This window comes from Bacteroides salyersiae (assembly GCF_031172035.1).
Taxonomy (GTDB): Bacteria; Bacteroidota; Bacteroidia; order Bacteroidales; family Bacteroidaceae; genus Bacteroides; species Bacteroides salyersiae.
On the sequence record NZ_CP133452.1, the window covers coordinates 700,293 to 718,062 of the forward strand.

General features: G+C 41.3%; 16 protein-coding genes. 5 read left to right on the plus strand and 11 right to left on the minus strand.

The genetic code is table 11. The features are described 5' to 3' along the window. Positions 1–193: 193 nt before the first annotated feature. Complete coding sequence (locus RB604_RS02790) at positions 194–2,149, plus strand: FG-GAP repeat domain-containing protein (protein WP_055293743.1); 1,956 nt, start codon at positions 194–196, stop codon at positions 2,147–2,149. A 33-nt stretch (positions 2,150–2,182) separates the two neighbouring features. Here RB604_RS02790 and RB604_RS02795 read toward each other — a convergent pair whose 3' ends face one another. Beyond that, on the minus strand, positions 2,183–3,028 hold the full coding sequence (locus tag RB604_RS02795; RefSeq protein WP_224203528.1) for a helix-turn-helix domain-containing protein: 846 nt from the start codon (positions 3,026–3,028) through the stop codon (positions 2,183–2,185). A gap of 82 nt (positions 3,029–3,110) precedes the next feature. On the opposite strand from RB604_RS02795, the gene RB604_RS02800 reads away from it, so the two are divergent. Then, on the plus strand, positions 3,111–3,767 hold the full coding sequence (locus tag RB604_RS02800; protein ID WP_055293992.1) for a YczE/YyaS/YitT family protein: 657 nt from the start codon (positions 3,111–3,113) through the stop codon (positions 3,765–3,767). A 32-nt stretch (positions 3,768–3,799) separates the two neighbouring features. Here RB604_RS02800 and RB604_RS02805 read toward each other — a convergent pair whose 3' ends face one another. From RB604_RS02805 to RB604_RS02845, 9 genes are all read right to left on the minus strand, one after another. Beyond that, positions 3,800–4,012, minus strand: coding sequence for a helix-turn-helix domain-containing protein (locus tag RB604_RS02805; RefSeq protein ID WP_005928752.1), 213 nt, complete (start codon positions 4,010–4,012; stop codon positions 3,800–3,802). Positions 4,013–4,035: 23 nt separating this feature from the next. Next, positions 4,036–4,683, minus strand: coding sequence for a DUF2975 domain-containing protein (locus RB604_RS02810; RefSeq protein ID WP_005928749.1), 648 nt, complete (start codon positions 4,681–4,683; stop codon positions 4,036–4,038). 11 nt (positions 4,684–4,694) lie between these two features. Beyond that, positions 4,695–5,345 carry a DUF2975 domain-containing protein gene (locus tag RB604_RS02815; protein WP_055293995.1) on the minus strand — a complete coding sequence of 217 codons (651 nt, stop codon included), beginning with the start codon at positions 5,343–5,345 and terminating at the stop codon, positions 4,695–4,697. 5 nt (positions 5,346–5,350) lie between these two features. Further along, positions 5,351–6,169, minus strand: coding sequence for a CPBP family intramembrane glutamic endopeptidase (locus RB604_RS02820; RefSeq protein WP_055293747.1), 819 nt, complete (start codon positions 6,167–6,169; stop codon positions 5,351–5,353). 37 nt (positions 6,170–6,206) lie between these two features. Continuing rightward, on the minus strand, positions 6,207–6,713 hold the full coding sequence (locus tag RB604_RS02825; protein ID WP_005928740.1) for a DUF3836 domain-containing protein: 507 nt from the start codon (positions 6,711–6,713) through the stop codon (positions 6,207–6,209). A gap of 598 nt (positions 6,714–7,311) precedes the next feature. Next, on the minus strand, positions 7,312–8,235 hold the full coding sequence (locus tag RB604_RS02830) for a riboflavin biosynthesis protein RibF (protein ID WP_055293749.1): 924 nt from the start codon (positions 8,233–8,235) through the stop codon (positions 7,312–7,314). A 7-nt stretch (positions 8,236–8,242) separates the two neighbouring features. Beyond that, complete coding sequence (locus RB604_RS02835) at positions 8,243–8,869, minus strand: HAD family hydrolase (protein WP_005928735.1); 627 nt, start codon at positions 8,867–8,869, stop codon at positions 8,243–8,245. 3 nt (positions 8,870–8,872) lie between these two features. After that, positions 8,873–11,557, minus strand: coding sequence for a calcium-translocating P-type ATPase, PMCA-type (locus RB604_RS02840; protein ID WP_007479886.1), 2,685 nt, complete (start codon positions 11,555–11,557; stop codon positions 8,873–8,875). Between the two features lie 62 nt (positions 11,558–11,619). Then, positions 11,620–12,204 carry a hypothetical protein gene (locus RB604_RS02845; protein WP_007479885.1) on the minus strand — a complete coding sequence of 195 codons (585 nt, stop codon included), beginning with the start codon at positions 12,202–12,204 and terminating at the stop codon, positions 11,620–11,622. A 138-nt stretch (positions 12,205–12,342) separates the two neighbouring features. Between RB604_RS02845 and rd the strand changes: the two genes are divergently transcribed. Beyond that, positions 12,343–12,504, plus strand: coding sequence for a rubredoxin (gene rd / locus RB604_RS02850; protein ID WP_005928729.1), 162 nt, complete (start codon positions 12,343–12,345; stop codon positions 12,502–12,504). A gap of 95 nt (positions 12,505–12,599) precedes the next feature. Here the strand turns inward: rd and RB604_RS02855 are convergent, their stop codons facing one another. Beyond that, positions 12,600–14,297, minus strand: a complete 1,698-nt coding sequence (locus RB604_RS02855; protein WP_005928727.1) for a Na/Pi cotransporter family protein — start codon at positions 14,295–14,297, stop codon at positions 12,600–12,602. A gap of 85 nt (positions 14,298–14,382) precedes the next feature. Here RB604_RS02855 and RB604_RS02860 point away from each other — a divergent pair, with 85 nt between their 5' ends. Both RB604_RS02860 and RB604_RS02865 read left to right on the plus strand, forming a co-directional pair. Further along, complete coding sequence (locus tag RB604_RS02860; RefSeq protein WP_005928724.1) at positions 14,383–16,056, plus strand: nucleoside kinase; 1,674 nt, start codon at positions 14,383–14,385, stop codon at positions 16,054–16,056. 117 nt (positions 16,057–16,173) lie between these two features. Beyond that, complete coding sequence (locus tag RB604_RS02865; RefSeq protein ID WP_007479882.1) at positions 16,174–17,727, plus strand: sensor histidine kinase; 1,554 nt, start codon at positions 16,174–16,176, stop codon at positions 17,725–17,727. Positions 17,728–17,770: the final 43 nt, after the last annotated feature.

Sequence of the window (17,770 nt, forward strand, 5' to 3'; positions counted from 1 at the left end):
CGGAATCATTCATATGCAGTAGTAAGCTGGGCAGTAGTAAGTAGTTAAGTAGTAAGTAGTTAAGGAGGATACATTAGACAAGTCATTTCTACTTAACTACTTAACTACTTGACTACTTAACTACTTACTACTGCCCAGCTTACTACTGACCATGAGTTATTCTGATTAATATTAACTATTAAATATTCACGCTATGAAAATTAGAAAATTACTATCGACAATGGCATTGAGCGCTATAGTAGCCTCGAATGCACTGGCAACAGAACCTGTAAAAGTAGAATGGGGAGATCCCGTCAAACAACCTTGGGGAGACCCCAGCGACCCGGAAGGGGCAAATGTATGCTCCTGGTTCCAATGGGGACAGGATTTATGGTTCGATTATAACAACGACGGATACATGGATCGCTTTGTTATCGGTGGAAAACACGAAGATTTGGGACATGCATATCTGTTCAGAAATGAAGAGGGAAGCGAATTCACAAACATACCGGTCGATATCCCCAAATTGGAAATTGCCGGAGCGGTGGTCTTAGATTTTGACAACGACGGTATCATGGACCTCTACGTGCAAGGAAAAAGAGCAACCGATAACGGCCGGGAAAACTATACAGCCATTTGGAGAGGAACGGGAGACCCGGAAAATCCTTTTGAGCATGCGGTTCAGCAAGAAATAGACGAATTGGGCATCGGAGAAAGCGAAGGCCAACACCGGGGATATTTCTGTGCAGCCGGCGACTATGACAATGATGGCTGGACGGATTTATTCATGACCGGCTGGGCGCGTAAAGACGAAAGCTGGCACGTCATTCTATACCGGAATAATCAGGGAACCTTTGAAGAGGTACAAAATCCGGTAGGAGAAGACGGTGAAGGGATCGAGCCTTTCAAGACAATCACAACCGGTTCTATCTACTTGAGCGACTTAAACAAAGACGGTTATCTCGACCTCATTGTCTCCGGAAACGATCAGACCAATGGCTGGGTGGCTACAACTACCATCTACTTTAATAATGGTGACGGAACTTTCCGCGAAACAACCCAACAAGGCTTCTTTGAAGGACAAAAAAGCGGTACTACCTTTACCGCAGATGTCAATAACGACGGCTATCCGGATATTCTGGAGTTTGGAGACTTTAAAAACAGCGAAACAGAAACTCAAAACACCATCGGTAACCTATATATCAACAATGGTGACGGAACTTTTGCCGAACCTTTAAAAACCGAAGTGACTCAGTTGTTGGCAGCCAGAGCCGTACCGGCTGTAGGTGACATCAATAACGACGGAAAAATCGATATTATGATTCAGTGTGGCTGGTCATCGACAGACGGACAGACCGAAACAGAATATTCACTTACCAACCTGTATTACAACAACGGAGACAATAGTTTCACCCGTGAATACCTGAATGACAATGTTAACTCTCACGAATCCGATGTTAACTTCGTTGATTTCAACCATGACGGTGCTCTGGACTACTCTATCAGTGGATGGGGACCGAAAGAGCCTAACTGGTTCAACCGGGTCGTTCCCAACAATCTGACCAGCGATCTGGCCATGAACGAAGCTCCGAAGTTCGTGAATGATGCAGATGTGCAAGTAAAAGAAGAAGATTCCGACGTAATCATCTCTTGGGGAAGTGCAACAGATGATACCACTCCGGCAGAAGCAATCCGTTACAATATATACATCAAAGCCAAAAAAGCGGATGAATTCGGAACTACCTATACATATACCTATGTTCCTGCCAACATTGAAACCAATCTTCAACTCGGAAACACCACTTATGACTCCAAAGTAAGCGCGCGTTTAATCAACGGTCAGCAAATCCGCATGAAAGGTTTCAATACTACCGATTATGAATTTGCCGTGCAGCCGGTAGATAACGGTAATCTTGGCGGCAAATTTGTCGTGGCAAGTTCCAAGGATACCGGCATCAAACAAGCTCAAGCCGTAAACGCAAAAGTATATGCAGCCAATGGTAAAATCATCATCGAAAGCGATGTTTGTGCAGACTATACAATCGTTACAACCGATGGCAAACCGGTGGCAAACGGTACATGCAATCAGAAAGCCGACGAAACGGTAAACACCGGCATCTATATTGTAAAAGTAGCCGGTGCTATGCACAAAGTGTGCGTACTGCCTTAATCCGGCACATTAACCTATTGACACATTGGCACATCATTTTCTCAACTGTGAAGGCGCTATATGATACCGCTCTTTAAATTTCCGGGAAAAATGTGCCAATGTTTCAAAACCCAACTCCCAATAAATATCCGATGGTTTCAGATTTTCTTCCGTTATCTTCTGATAAGCCACTTCAAGCCGTTTAGCTATTAACCATTTATTGGGTGTGGTACCGAAAAGCCGTACAAACTCCCGGCGGAAAGTGGAAAGACTCCTGCCGGAAAACTCGGCAAAATGTTCCAAAGGTGCATTAAACATATAATTTGCATTCATAAACTCCACCAAATCTTTCTGAATATCCAGTTGACCGGAAAAAAGAGCCGAAACAATTTCCTTATCTATAAAAGTCAACAGATGCAGACATTCTTCTAACTTCAACTCAACCAGCTTTTTATCGGGCTTTACCTCCTCATCCGCATAAACAGCCAAGGAAGAAAAGAGAGCTTTCAGCAGAGTATTCTCACCGATCTTCCGAAAATAAAATGAAGTAGAGCAGGAATACACGGGAATCAAATTATTCTGCGCATATGTTTTCAGAAACTTTTCTGTAAGATTCAAACATAACAAACGAAAACGGCCGCTTTTGCCGGGTAATATCCGTATTTTTGAAAATCCACCACGATTTACAAACAAATAATCTCCCTCCTTCGCGGTAAGTGTCTCCCCACAGCAAGACAAGGTAATCGTTCCGCCTTCCGCTACCTTTATCAGCTTATAATTGCGTTCGTACAACTCTTTCTGTGTCGGCTTGTCATAACACACAAAATAGAAAGGTTCTTCTGATTTTCGAAATTCACGCTGTTGATTCATACCGGCAAAGGTAGCAAATCTGACTCTCACAGACAACAAACTTTGAAACTTAGCGATAAATTTACCAAAGAAGAATTGCTTAATTTTGCCGCCGAAAAGAAAAGTAATAAAGATGTCAAAAAAAGAAACGGTAAGAAGATACACACTATTCACCATCGGACTATTCACAAATGCAGTAGGTATCAGTTTAATTATCAAAGCAGGTCTCGGCTCCTCTCCCATTTCCAGTTTACCCTACACCATCAGCTTAGGATTCCCTGTCACTTTGGGAACATTGACCTTTATCCTGAATCTGCTCCTCATAACGGGACAAATGCTATTATTAAAAAAAGATTTCCAGAAAAAGCAATGGCTACAGCTCCCCATTTCCGTCCTTTTCGGCTTTTTCATAGACATATCCATGCTTATGCTGTCATGGGTCGTGCCTGAATTTTATCTTTGGAAAATAATAACTCTGGTCTTGGGCTGTATCATCTTGGGGTTAGGGGTAAGTCTGGAAGTAATAGCCAATGTGGTAATGCTATCCGGAGAAGCATTCGTACATGCAATCTCACAGAAAAAGAAGAAAGAATTCGGATGGGTAAAAATAGGTTTTGACTGCACGTTAATGACACTGGCATGCATCACATCGCTGCTATTGTCCGGTGGAGTGACGGGAGTACGCGAAGGCACCATCATTGCGGCATTACTTGTCGGGATAGTAGCCCGGTACTTCAACCATAAGCTGACTTTCTTGCAGAAAAGGCTTCCTGATCCGGTTCATCTGTAAACTAAATTGCACCGAACAGGAAGCCCCTCCTTTTATTCGTCGCCTTCCTTATACTCCAAAATATCTCCCGGTTGGCAATCCAACTCCTTACAAATAGCTTCAAGCGTAGAAAACCGGATCGCTTTTGCCTTACCGGTTTTCAAGATCGAAAGATTAGCAGGTGTAATATCCACCTTTTCCGCCAACTCGCCCAAAGAGATTTTTCTTCGGGCCATCATAATATCAAGGTTTACTATTATAGCCATAATTTCTTTATTTTCAGTTTAGGTCAAATGGTCAGTTCCTGTTCCTCTTGCAACTTCACACCCAATGCAAAAATCTCGGCGAAAAGCAACATCAGGAACATATCACTCCAGCTTATAGCAAATTCATAATTGCTTATCACATATCCGGGCACTGTAGTCTGACTGGCTATACAATGATATACCAACCAATCATACAATGAGATGAAGGCCAAAGAGCCATTGATAGTATATACGAATATGCGCAATCTACGCGCATTTTTCCGCGTAAATATTTCATGCTTAAATACAGAAATCAACAATTTAATAAAGTTGACAGCCCCCCAAATAAGCAACGGAAGAATCGGCAAAAACAAAATTCCGAAAAGCCCCATCCACCAGGGAACCCACCCGCAAGCGATCACTTTCTTCACTGCGTAAGGAGTCTGCACGTCAAAACGGGTGTTTTGTACAGAATCTAAAGTCAATTGATCATCAGCCGGCATTATATTCAGTTCCTGCACAAACTTTGTCCCAATCTGACTTCCTGTTTCCACCTGTTCTTGTATCAGTTCCGTTCTCTTTTCTACCAAAGTACGCGGATTGGTATGTCCCCACATATCAATAAATGCAGTTACCATTTCTACCGCCATAAATAATAATGTAAAAAAAGCTAAAAAACTAATTCTTTTCATAACCTCTTTCTTTAAATAGTCAAGTCCTGCTCCTCTTTCATCTTCAATCCGATAGCGAAGACCTCACCAACGATCAATGCAACCAGCCCCAGGACTAAAGTCAATTTAGAAACAAGACCGGACAAATTCACTGAATAACCGGATATAGAAAATACCCCCGATAACTCATAAGCGGAAATATAAGCAGGAAAAGCCGAACAAATAAAATTAAGAATGAGTATAGCCCCTAACCAACGAAGCCGCCGGACATTCTTCCAATCAAATATTCTGGACTTATTGATGGCAATAATCAATTTGGCAAAAAATACCACAGAGAAGATCATGGTGAAAATCCCTATAAAGTTACACATCATGGTGATAAACTTCAGCCAGATATTGACAGGTGTATTCACACTCACAACCAGTTTGCCATAAATAGCCGGAACGAACTCGCCCGTTTTCTCATTATAAACCGAATCTTTCAAGTTTGCAAAGTTATCCGGAAACAAGGCAATGCTCTTCATATTATTCGTCTTCTGAAACTGCTCCTTGTTGTCAACATAGTTCATACCCGCCCGAAAGCCATCTACAAACGCACTACTAATGTAGTAAGCGGACTCGAATACCGAGTAGCAGAATACCAGCATCACCAATAAACAAAGTATATTCAATCTTTTTTTCATGGCTATCAATCGTTATCAGTCAATATTTCTATGTCAGTATCTTTTTTCCAGGGATAAGATATCGTGGTCCGTTTCATCAGCCAATAACATCCAACCAATAATACAACAGCCACGCAAGTAATTATCAAACTGGCCGTTCCTCCAACAAGAGCATCCATATCATCCATGCCGGGATATTTTATATTAAGATATACCGAAATACTATTATTCAATATGTGCATCAGAATACAAGGCAGCAAACTGGCCGTTTTATAATACACCCACGCCAACAAAAGCCCGATGAGAAATGCAGCAACCACCTGTATCGGATTGATATGGAAAATGCCGAATATAAATGCGGAAATCAGAATTGCTTTTGCTGGATCGTACTGCTTCAACAAGGCTTTGGTGATAGCACCGCGAAACAACAGTTCTTCAAGAACAGGCCCTGCCACGGCGATAGCCAAGATACCTCCCCAACCGGATTGCAGAATATCGAAAGTCTGCTCCATTATGTTGGGCAACCACTCCATATGAGAAATTAATGTAGAAACCAGCCATGAACATGAGAGAAGACTAACAACACTCAGTCCCAAATAAGAAGGGGATACCGCAGACCAGGTTGTTTTCTCTTTACTTATATAGCCTGCTTTCCAAAGATAGATTACCATCAACAGGATTCCCGTCATCTGTGCCGGAATAATGATCATCTGCATCAGCGAATCTTTGTCTACCGCACCGGTAGTGGCCAGTAAATAAATTATACAAGGGACAACCATCAACATCGGTGCCAAAATCTGTAGAAATCCAAAGTAAATAAGGACTAATTGTATAGCAGTTTTCATCTCATTCTGTATTTAAAGGAGTACAAAGATAATTGTTTTAATTCATACTGTCAGCTTCCAATGCCAGATAATCCCCGCACAATAAGTATTGATCGGCTTCCCAATTTTCCTCTACCGGATTCCATTTATAAAGCACATATGACAGAATATCATTTTCAAAACCTCTGTTATATACGGCTTTCTGGCAGTTTAATGAAAAATCCTGCGTTTGGTTATCCCATGCCGCATACTCTACAATAGAATTATTTCCCGACTCGGACATACTGATCAAGTAATAAGGTATCCATTTCCGTTCACTTGCATTCCAACGGTATGCTTTCTTCGTCTCCTTATTGCCTTTTGTTTCCTTATTATATTCGTATTTAAGTTTCGGAGTCAGATACTTTCCACTTTTGTCAAGAGTATACACAGTTTCCGAATTTTCACTCTTATCATAAATAAACTTTGAAGAGGCCTGTGCATTAATTGCAGAGCTACACAAAAACAGGGCTAACATTGAGATGGATACAACCAACATCGAGATACTCATAAATGACTTTTTCATAAGACTATATTTTTAATTGTTATTCAATGATTATTTATCGTTTTTCGATATGCAAAGAAAGATATATTTTTTAAACCCACAAAGTAAATCGATAAAAAATTATCGAAAAACAATAAAAAAAGTACGTTTTTCGATATTTTCCACCTATTTTTCGATAATCATACGAAAAATATGAGTTTTACGAGGTGGGAAAAGGGAATACCAACCCGAAAAATGATCCGCAGAGAGAGTAACTGACAACAGCAATTCAGTTCCAAATACAGTATATGAAAACAGTCATTAGTCGTTTGTAACTATTTAACATCAATCACTCACTCCTAAAAGAAAAGTAAGAAGGTATTCGGCAATGAAAAATACGAACAGAAGAGTAGATATACAACACATTAGTTATCAACATATTAATCACTCATACTTTTCCCCATAGAGAAAAAGAGTGAAACTCGTAGAGAAAGAGGTCGTTTCTCTACGAGGAACAGTTCAAAACTCTACGACCAATAAGAGGTCTATTTATAAAATACAACAAAAAGTACAGCAAGCAGAAAAAGCCTGCTCCTATCATGTAAGAAAAAGTCCAAAAAAAATAAAAGAATGACAATAGTTACAGCAATAATGCCTCTACAGTTGCCGCATCCTTATGAAGCTGTTCGATAAGTGCATCTATCCCATCGAATTTCATTTCAGAACGGATACGTTGTACAAAAGAGATACGGATAAACTTATCATAAATATCAGAATGAAAATGAAGAATATGTACCTCGATACTCCGGTTCATACCATTATCAAGAGTAGGCCGATGTCCGATATTCAACATTCCGGCATAAATACGGCCATCAAAACTGACATGAACTGCATATACACCATCTGCCGGTATAAGTTTATCCGGATCGTCCACATTCAGATTAGCAGTAGGAAAACCGATCTTACGTCCTACCTGATATCCTCCCACAACGATACCATCCAGAAAATAATCATATCCAAGACAACGGTTTGCCATGCTCACATCTCCTAAATGCAAATAATCGCGTATGGCGGAAGAGCTGATATGAAGATCATTATATATGTACGCGCGCGCGAGGATAACCTGCATCCCAATCGCTTCACCATAACGGCGATACTCTTCGAAGCCCTCACTGCGATTATGACCGAAGCGATGATCGTAGCCAATCACGAGCGCCTCTACCCGATAACGTTCTTTCAAAATATCGGTCATGAATTCTCTGGCGGTAAGTTGTGAAACCGCCGGAGTAAAATCAAGCATGATGCAGTAATCGACCCCGGTTTCAGAAAGCAATGCTGTTTTCTCATCCAAAGTAGTCAGTAACTCCGGACGATAGTCCGTCTTCATCACTTTACGGGGATGAACAGGAAAAGTAATCAATGCCGAACGCATTCCACGAACAGCCGCCACCTCTTTCACCTGTTCGATCAGGAAACGGTGTCCGGCATGTACTCCATCAAAGAATCCGATGGTAGCTACACAAAGTTCGGGCAATATATCCGGTATATCACTAATAATCTGCATCAGTAAGCTATCTCTTCAAGTTAAAAATAGAACTCCAATCTTCACCAGCCTGCGGTGTATAGGTAGAAATACCTAATTTCTGTGCCGCCTGACAGTTTGCTTCGGAATCATCTATAAAAAAAGTCTCTTTCGGGTCGATATTGGCATCAGCAAGCACCGTCTCGAATATCTCCGCATCGGGCTTCACCATCCTCATTTCAAATGAGAGATATATTTTTTCAAAATAATCTTCCACCCGGAAGCCCCGATAAGGAAAGGCATGCTCGCAAGACCACCTCCAATGTATCTCATTGGTATTGCTCAGAAGATAAACGACATATTTTTCACGAAGTTTCAGCAACAAATCGAGTTTATAAGTCGGTACATCCACCAAAAAAGAGTTCCATGCCTCATCAATCTGCTGATCGGTCAACGACTTTGACGCCATCTCCCGAATGCTGTCCCGGAATTCCGCAGAAGTGATCAATCCCTTTTCCTGCTGCATAAAAATCCCTTGCTGATGATAGACATTCAATAGTTCATCTACATTTTGCAGGCCCAGTTTCCTAAAATTCTCTATACAACGCTGACGATCGAGATTGATCAAGACACCGCCAAAATCAATAAGAAGATTTTTAATTCCTTTAGCTTTCATTCCTTATTTATGTATTAAACGCTGAACGAAACGAATAAGTTCTCCCACCCATAAAACAAGTGACGAAGCCCCTATTATCACTAACCACGTTTGCCAATCGAGCGGTTCCGTACGGAACACAGCTCCACCGAACTGCACAATGAGAATCTGACCACCCAAAATGGCAATCACAATCAATTCCATTCCATAAGACTTGGTAAGTCCTTTGAAAGCAGAGTCGTTCGTTCCAAATACACGGGCATTGAACAGGTTCCAGAATTGCAACATGACAAAGAAAGTAAAGAAAATAGTAAGCCGGTGTACCGTCATTCCACTTTCAGCATTCGTAAAATAGTAAATCATTCCCATCAATACGATCAAAAAGACAGTACCGACTCCGAATATGTTGTATCGCATCGCTTTGCTGATAATAAAATCAGTGCTACGACGCGGCTTTTCATTCATTACATCCTCACTGGGCGGAATCGAAGCAAGAGCCAGAGCAGCAAAAGTATCCATAATAAGGTTCACCCACAGCATTTGAGTTACGGTCAAAGGCAAGGCTGTCCCCACGAACGATCCGAGCAGCACAATGAGCAACGCCACAAAATTGATGGTAAGCTGGAATACGATAAAACGCTGAATGTTTTTATAAAGCGAACGTCCCCACATAACGGCGGTTCCAATGCTATTGAACGAATCATCCAGCAATGTAATATCACTGGCCTCTTTGGCAACGGAAGTTCCCGTACCCATTGAAAGTCCTACCTGCGCATGATTCAAAGCAGGTGCATCGTTTGTTCCGTCACCGGTTACGGCAACAACGGCTCCTTTTTGCTGAAGCAGTTGTACCAAACGCTGTTTATCGGTAGGCCGGGCACGGGACATTATTTTCAAGTCCATCACCCGATCCAAAGCCTCCTCATCCGTGAGATCTGCAAATGCAGTGCCCGTAATTCGATTACGCTCCGTATCTTCCGGTTTCCAAAGTCCGATCTGCCGAGCTATTTCCGTAGCGGTACCCGGAGTATCACCTGTCACTATCTTAACATCGATGCCTGCCGATTGACATTTTGCCACAGCAGCAGGTACATCAGGGCGGATCGGATCGGAAATGGCAACCACTCCCAAGAAGTTCAGGTCATTTTCCGCAACCAATGCCACACAATCATCCGGAGCATGATCGTCCACTATTTTAAAAGCAAAACCCAAAGTACGCATCGCCATATTCTGATACCCTAACAACTGTTCTTCCACAGTGGAACGATATTCCGTTGCATCTATCCGTTTACCATCGAGTACCACCTCTTTACATTTTCCCAACACGATCTCAGGCGCACCTTTTATATACAATACCTTCTTCCCGATGAGAGGAGACTGTACCAATGTTGCCATAAATTTACGCTCGGTAGAAAAAGTAAGCTGGTCCAACACACCGGCTTGTTCACGCAACTCCAAATAATTACGGTGCTGAGAATTCAGCCACAGCAACAACGCGACTTCTGTCGGATTACCGACACCTTTCGGCTTGCCACCATCGTCCGTTTCTTCAAGAAAAGCCGTAGAGTTGGCACTGATTCCCTCCATTACCAACTTACTGATATCGTCATCCGAAAGGATACCTCTCTCTTTCAATGCATAGAAACCGGGCTCGTACACCTGCATCAGATTTTGTGTCAATGTACCGGTCTTATCCGTACAGATAACGGTAATAGCTCCCATTGTTTCACAAGCATGCATTTTGCGTACAAGATTATTAGTAGAAAGCATACGCCGCATATTCAATGCCAAGCTAAGGGTAACACTCATCGGAAGCCCCTCGGGGACAGCAACAACAATCAGCGTTACGGCCATCATAAAATATTTCAATACAATCTGGGCGATGGCCATGTAATGGTGCCACCCGCTAATCTCATTCGCCGAAATATATTGGTACAAATCTTTGGAAACAAAAACAATAAAAGTAGCGGCAGCTACCGTAAAGCCTATCTTGCCAATCAGTTTAGCCAGTTTAGTCAACTGTATATTCAAAGGAGTAGGCTCCCCGCTCTGTTCCGTACTTTGGCGGGCTACTTTCCCAATCTCAGTGGCATCTCCTACCTGAAGCACTTTCATCATACCATGTCCATCGACTACCGTCGTACCGCGCATCACCCTATTGGAAGCATACGTAGCCTCTTCATCAAAATCGGCTTTGATAATCGTTTTATTAATAACCGGTTCACCCGTCAAGTTCGATTCATTGACTTGCAATGAGATAGCTTCTATCAGTTCACCATCAGCAGGAATCTCTTCTCCGGTTTCGAGTACTACTATATCCCCCACAACCACATCCTTACGGGGAATCTCCTGAATCTTTCCGTTCCGAATCACCTTTACCAAGGTTTCTTCATTGACAGCATTCAGCAAGTCAAATTTCTTGTTCGCATCATACTCAAAAAAGAAACCGATACCAGTAGCCAGCAAAATAGCAGCTATGATACCGATGGTTTCTGCATACTCATTCTCTATGATTGAGATAATCAATGAAAAAACAGCAGCCACAAGTAATACGCGTACAACAGGGTCTTCAAATTTTTCCAGATAGAGTTTCCAGAGGGAAGGGCGCTTAGGAGGTGTCAATAAGTTTACACCATTTTTTTCTCTACTTTGTAAAACCTCACTATCTGTAAGGCCTAAATGATAATAATCATCGTTCTTTGCAGTCATTCAGATACATACGTTAAGTTTAAGTCACAAAAATACAACATTAAATTGGTATAGAATATTTATTAGTTTTTTTTAAGGGGGCAGTTCTCTTTGCTTCTCAATTGCTGCAAAGCATGTTCGGCACGCTTTTGACGAGTAATATCATGTACAGTAATAACCATCCGGTCCTCGCCATTCAATAAGAGATAGTTTCCCGAAACAATTGTATCACACTCTACCGATTCGTAATTAGAAGTATAGATGTTCAAAATAACTTCCAAGTCGGTAAAATTTGCTTTCTTATCAAAAGCACTTTGAATAGCACAACGCACAGGGCAAGTACCACAAAGTTCGTGTGTACCGCATCCGCCCGATGCAGACAAAGCATTACGGCATTGCAGCAAATCACCGACTTTCTTTTCAGCCGATCCTTTTCTGGTTCCGGTACGCCTGTAATAATTTGTATTCAATACAGTGAAGCTTGAATCGATCAACAATACAAAAGCATGTACGCTTCTCAATACCGCCCCTGCAATATAACTTGTCTTTTTCAATTCATCCGCCTCTTTCTGCAATGCCCGGCGTGTCTGCATCCACTTTCTTCTCTCCCAAAGGAAAGCGATTAAAAGAACTAAACATAAAGTAATTAAGAAGATTTCTATAACCATAATTCTTTTAATAGCTGATTGTTACACCTATCTTGTGACAAAGATACTTATTTTTATCAGATAAAAAAGAAAGCTCGATGAACAATATCCGGTTTTTCTCCGTTATATTATATGGTAAACTATTAAAAAATAAAACATATGAAGTACATTTGCACTGTATGCGAATACATTTACGACCCAGAATTGGGCGATCCGGAAAGTGGTATTGAACCAGGTACAGCCTTCGAAGACATTCCAGATGATTGGGTATGTCCGCTCTGTGGGGTAGGAAAAGAAGATTTCGAACCGTACGAAGGGTAATTGAAAGGGAGATGTGAGATGGGAGAATTGAGAAGTAGCTGCGCTATTATGCTGCATAGCACTTCTCCCATCTCAATTCTCCCATCTCCCTTTATTTATGATGCTTTTTTCTCCTTCACATCACTGCTTGCTTCTACTACATTGACTACATAGTCTCCAAGCTTTTCGCATTCTGCAATAATGTCCATGTAATAAACACCCATCTGATAATCGTATTCCTTATTATTGACATCCAAAATGTTCTGGTTCTTCAATTGGTTACGATAATTATTTATTTCATTTTCGATGTTAAACGATTTATTGACATCGATGCTGTGATGTTCCGGTTTTTCTACGACAACAATCATTTGTTCCAAAGCATCGTTTGTGAGTTTCATCATAAAATGGATATGTTCATACTGCTTTTCGGTAAAGTCCTGATTGGTCTGTCGCTTGCGATTGATTGTACGCGCCAGATTATAGCAACTATCACCAATACTTTCAATCTCCGTTACTTCACGAAGCATGGCACGTATCTGCAATTTACTTTCCGAACTTAAACGTCCTTCGGAAACCTGATTCAGATAGTTAGCTATTTCCAATTCCATATTATCGCTAATATTTTCATACTTCTCTACACGGCTGAACACTTTATTAAAATCATCATCCTTATCCGTATGGAGAAGATCCTGTACCATGCCAAACATCCGATGCGTCCGTTCTGCAAAAAGATGAATCTCCTTACGGGCCTGGAGAATAGAAAGTTCTGCCGTAGAAAGCATACCGCCGGTAATGAATCGCAAACGCGGTTCTTCATCCTCCTCTTTCGGACGGATAATAGCACACACCGTACGTTCTATTAATTTTACCCCCCATATCAATAAACAAACGTTGCATATATTAAAGATAGAGTGGAAAGCGGACAACTTATAAGAGATAGCGACTTCTGCGCTTCCCGGATGGAAGAAAGTATCGACTACCCAATTAACAAAAGTCATAAACGGATGGAAAATAATCAATACCCAGATAACGCCGAACACATTGAATACCAAGTGCGCCAACGCTGCCCGTTTGGCCTGCGAATTGGCAGTAAGAGCAGCCAGATTAGCGGTAATAGTAGTACCGATATTCTCACCCAACACCAATGCCGCTCCAAGTTCGAGACTAATCCAACCATTAGCACACATTATCAAAGTAATAGCCATGGTTGCCGCAGAAGCCTGTACAATCATTGTCAATATCGTACCGATAAAAAGGAACAGGAGCACAGAGAAAAAACCCATATCCGTATAATTCTGTACAAAAGCCAACATATCGGGGTTAGCATTCAGATCGGGAGCATTACTTTTTAAATAAGCAAGTCCCATGAAAAGGAAAGAAAAGCCAAAAATAAATTCACCGACAGACTTGCGGTTACTTTTTCCGGAAAAGATAAGTGGAAGTGCAATGGCCAGAAGCGGGAGAGCAAAAGCAGACATATCGACTTTAAAACCAAATATGGAAATGATCCAGGCAGTAACCGTAGTACCGATATTAGCTCCCATAATCACACTGATAGACTCGGTTAGAGTCAACAACCCGGCATTTACGAAACTAACCACCATTACTGTTGTTGCCGACGAGGATTGGATAAGGGCGGTTATTAGCACTCCTGTTAAAACGCCTGTTACCCGATTGGTGGTCATTGCTGTCAGAATACTTCGTAATCTGTCACCTGCGACTTTTTGTAAGCCCTCGCTCATTATTTTCATTCCATAAAGGAAAAGCCCTAATGAACCGATGAGCTTTAAAAAATCATAAAAAGAATATTCCATCTATAATTATTTTAATAGTTGTTTGTTCTCTAACCGATTATGTCTATATTTATCCAATTCTATTTTAACCCCTTAAAAAGCCAAAATGAAACAGATGTTACAAATATATTGCAAAAATAATAATATTTCTAAAGAATTCCCTATTGGCAGTTCACTTTTGGATATTTATTACGGTTTTAATCTTAATTTTCCCTATCAGGTTGTTAGCGCCAAGGTAAATAATCGTTCCGAAGGTCTCAACTTCCGTGTCTATAACAACAAAGATGTAGACTTTCTCGATGTAAGAGATTCTTCCGGAATGCGCACCTATGTGCGTTCGCTTTGCTTTGTATTATACAAAGCTGTCAGCGAATTGTTTCCCGATGGTAAACTTTTCGTGGAGCATCCCGTATCAAAAGGATACTTCTGTAACCTCCGCATCGGCCGTGCCATCACATTGGAAGATGTATCGCTCATCAAAAAAAGGATGCAGGAGATTATTGCCGAAAACATTCCCTACCACCGTATCGAATGCCATACTGCGGAAGCCGTACGCATTTTCAGCGAGCACGGGATGAATGACAAGGTTAAATTACTGGAAACCTCCGGTTCATTATACACCTATTATTATACGTTAGGTGATACCATCGATTATTATTATGGGAATCTGTTACCCAGTACCGGTTTTATCAAATTGTTCGATCTGGTAAAATATTACGATGGACTGCTATTACGTATTCCCAACAAAGAAAATCCGGAAATACTCGAAGAAGTAGTAAAGCAGGAAAAAATGCTCGACGTATTTAAAGAGTATCTGAACTGGAGCAACATCATGGGACTGAACAATGCCGGTGACTTTAACATGGCCTGTGAAGAAGGACATGCCACCGACCTGATCAATGTAGCAGAAGCACTGCAAGAAAAGAAAATTGCCCAAATAGCCGATACGATCTTCCATCGTGGAGAAAACGGTGACCGTATAAAATTAGTACTGATAGCCGGACCGTCTTCGTCGGGAAAGACCACTTTCAGCAAGCGTCTCTCTATCCAACTGATGACAAACGGCTTAAAGCCTTATCCGATTTCATTGGACAATTACTTTGTTGACCGCGAAGAAACTCCCCGCGATGAAAATGGAAACTATGACTATGAATCCTTATACGCCCTCGATCTGGATCTGTTCAACCGGCAACTTCAAGCATTACTCCGCGGAGAAGAAGTCGAGTTGCCGCGATTCAACTTCAACATCGGAAAAAAGGAGTACAAAGGGGACAAGCTAAAAATAGACGAACATACCATTTTAATATTGGAAGGTATTCACGCACTCAATCCGGAACTGACTCCGCATATTCCGAGTGAGAATAAATTCAAAATATATGTATCGGCACTGACCACCATTTCACTGGATGACCATAACTGGATTCCTACGACAGACAACCGCCTGCTACGGCGCATCATTCGTGATTTTAATTATCGCGGATATTCGGCGCAGGAAACAATCTCTCGTTGGCCCAGTGTACGTGCCGGCGAAGATAAATGGATATTCCCTTATCAGGAAAATGCCGACGTAATGTTCAATTCCGCCCTACTTTTTGAATTTGCAGTACTGAGGCTTCACGCCGAGCCTATCCTTATGGGAGTACCACGAAATTGTCCGGAATATTGTGAAGCGTACCGGTTATTAAAATTCATAAAATATTTCACTCCCGTACAAGATAAAGAAATTCCACCAACCTCTTTGTTAAGGGAATTTTTAGGAGGAAGCAGCTTTAAATATTAACAAAGCATCATCAGGATTATCTGTAATTACAGATAATCCTGTTTTTTAATTCGTTTTCCTGCCTTAAATAATATATTTATCCTATTTTTGTGTCGGTTATAAACAAACAATATAAAGATGAAAACACCCATAGTCATCATTGCCATAATGCTCTGTTTCAATGTACTCTCTCAAGCGCAAACAACTCCAAACAGAGGACAAGAGTTAAAAGAACAAGCTCAAAACAGTCTGAGTCAGAAAGATTATATCAAAGCACGCTATCTTTTCAAGAAAGCCTATGAAGTATTTGCTGCCCGGGAAGACTATCCACAAGCCATCGAATGCGGCATAAAAGCCAACGGGTTCTATATCCGGGAAAATTTCTACAAAGAAGGGTTCGAACTCTGCCGTAGCATGGATCAACTGGTCTGGGCCGGCGAGCAGAAAACTAAAAAAACGCTGTACGACCTGCGTTTTCTAATCACCAAAGAGCGTCTGCAAATGTATATTGCACTGAAAAATCCTGCACAAGCCAAACTCCAACTCGACAAGTTGGAAGAAACAGCCAAGCTTGCTAAAAACGATTCGATCAATGAAGATCTTCTTTATACAAAGACCAATTACTATTACACTTTCGGACTGAATACACAAGGAGATGCATGTTTTCGGAAGCTCATCCTCCAATACAAAGAAAAGAAAAACTATGAGAAGGTGGACGAATGTTATAAAAATCTGATATCCATAGCCCGTAAAGCAAATAATGCTGCACTGATGGGACGTACCTACGAAAACTATATTGTATGGACAGATTCGGTAAAAGCACTTACCGCCCAAGATGAACTGAATGTATTGAAAAGAAAATATGATGAAAGCCTGCAAACGATACAAGATAAAGATGATACACTATCGACCAAACAGTATGTTATCATAGGACTTTGTACCCTCGCAGCCATTCTCGTCGCCGCATTGGTACTTTTAGCATTCGTATTGCTACGTTTCATGGCTGGCAACCGAAAACTAAAAAAGAACATTCAAATAGCCAATGAACACAACGAATTGAAAACTCAATTTATCCAAAATATATCTTCGCAAATGGAACCGACCTTGAATACCCTGTCGGCCTCGGCAAACGGTTTGTCCGCGATAGCAGCGCAACAGTCCCGGCAGATACAGACTCAAGTAGGAGCATTGAAGAAATTCAGTGACGACATTCAAGAACTCTCTTCTCTTGAGAGTTCTTTAACCGAACCTTATGAAATGAACGAAATCAACGCAAATACTTTCTGTGAAGAAATAATGGAGAAGGCTAAAAACAATATAAAAGCAGACATTACGACTTCAGTAAATGCACCCAAACTACAAGTAAAAGCAAATAAAGAACAATTGGAACGCATCCTTCTCCATCTGTTGCAAAATGCCGCCTACTATACGGAAGAAGGACGTATCAGTCTCGACTTTAAAAAACGCGGTGCACATACCCATCAGTTTATCGTAACGGATACCGGTACAGGCATTCCGGCAGAGCAACAAGAAACAATCTTCAAACCTTTCACGGAAGTAAAAGACCTCACTCTGGGTGACGGATTGGGGTTACCCATTTGCTCACTTATTGCCACAAAGATGAACGGCAGTCTGACATTGGATAATAGTTATACAAAGGGAAGCCGGTTTATACTGGAACTACACGGGTAATAAAGGGAGAATGGAAATGGGAGAAGTGGCTGCGCTATCATGT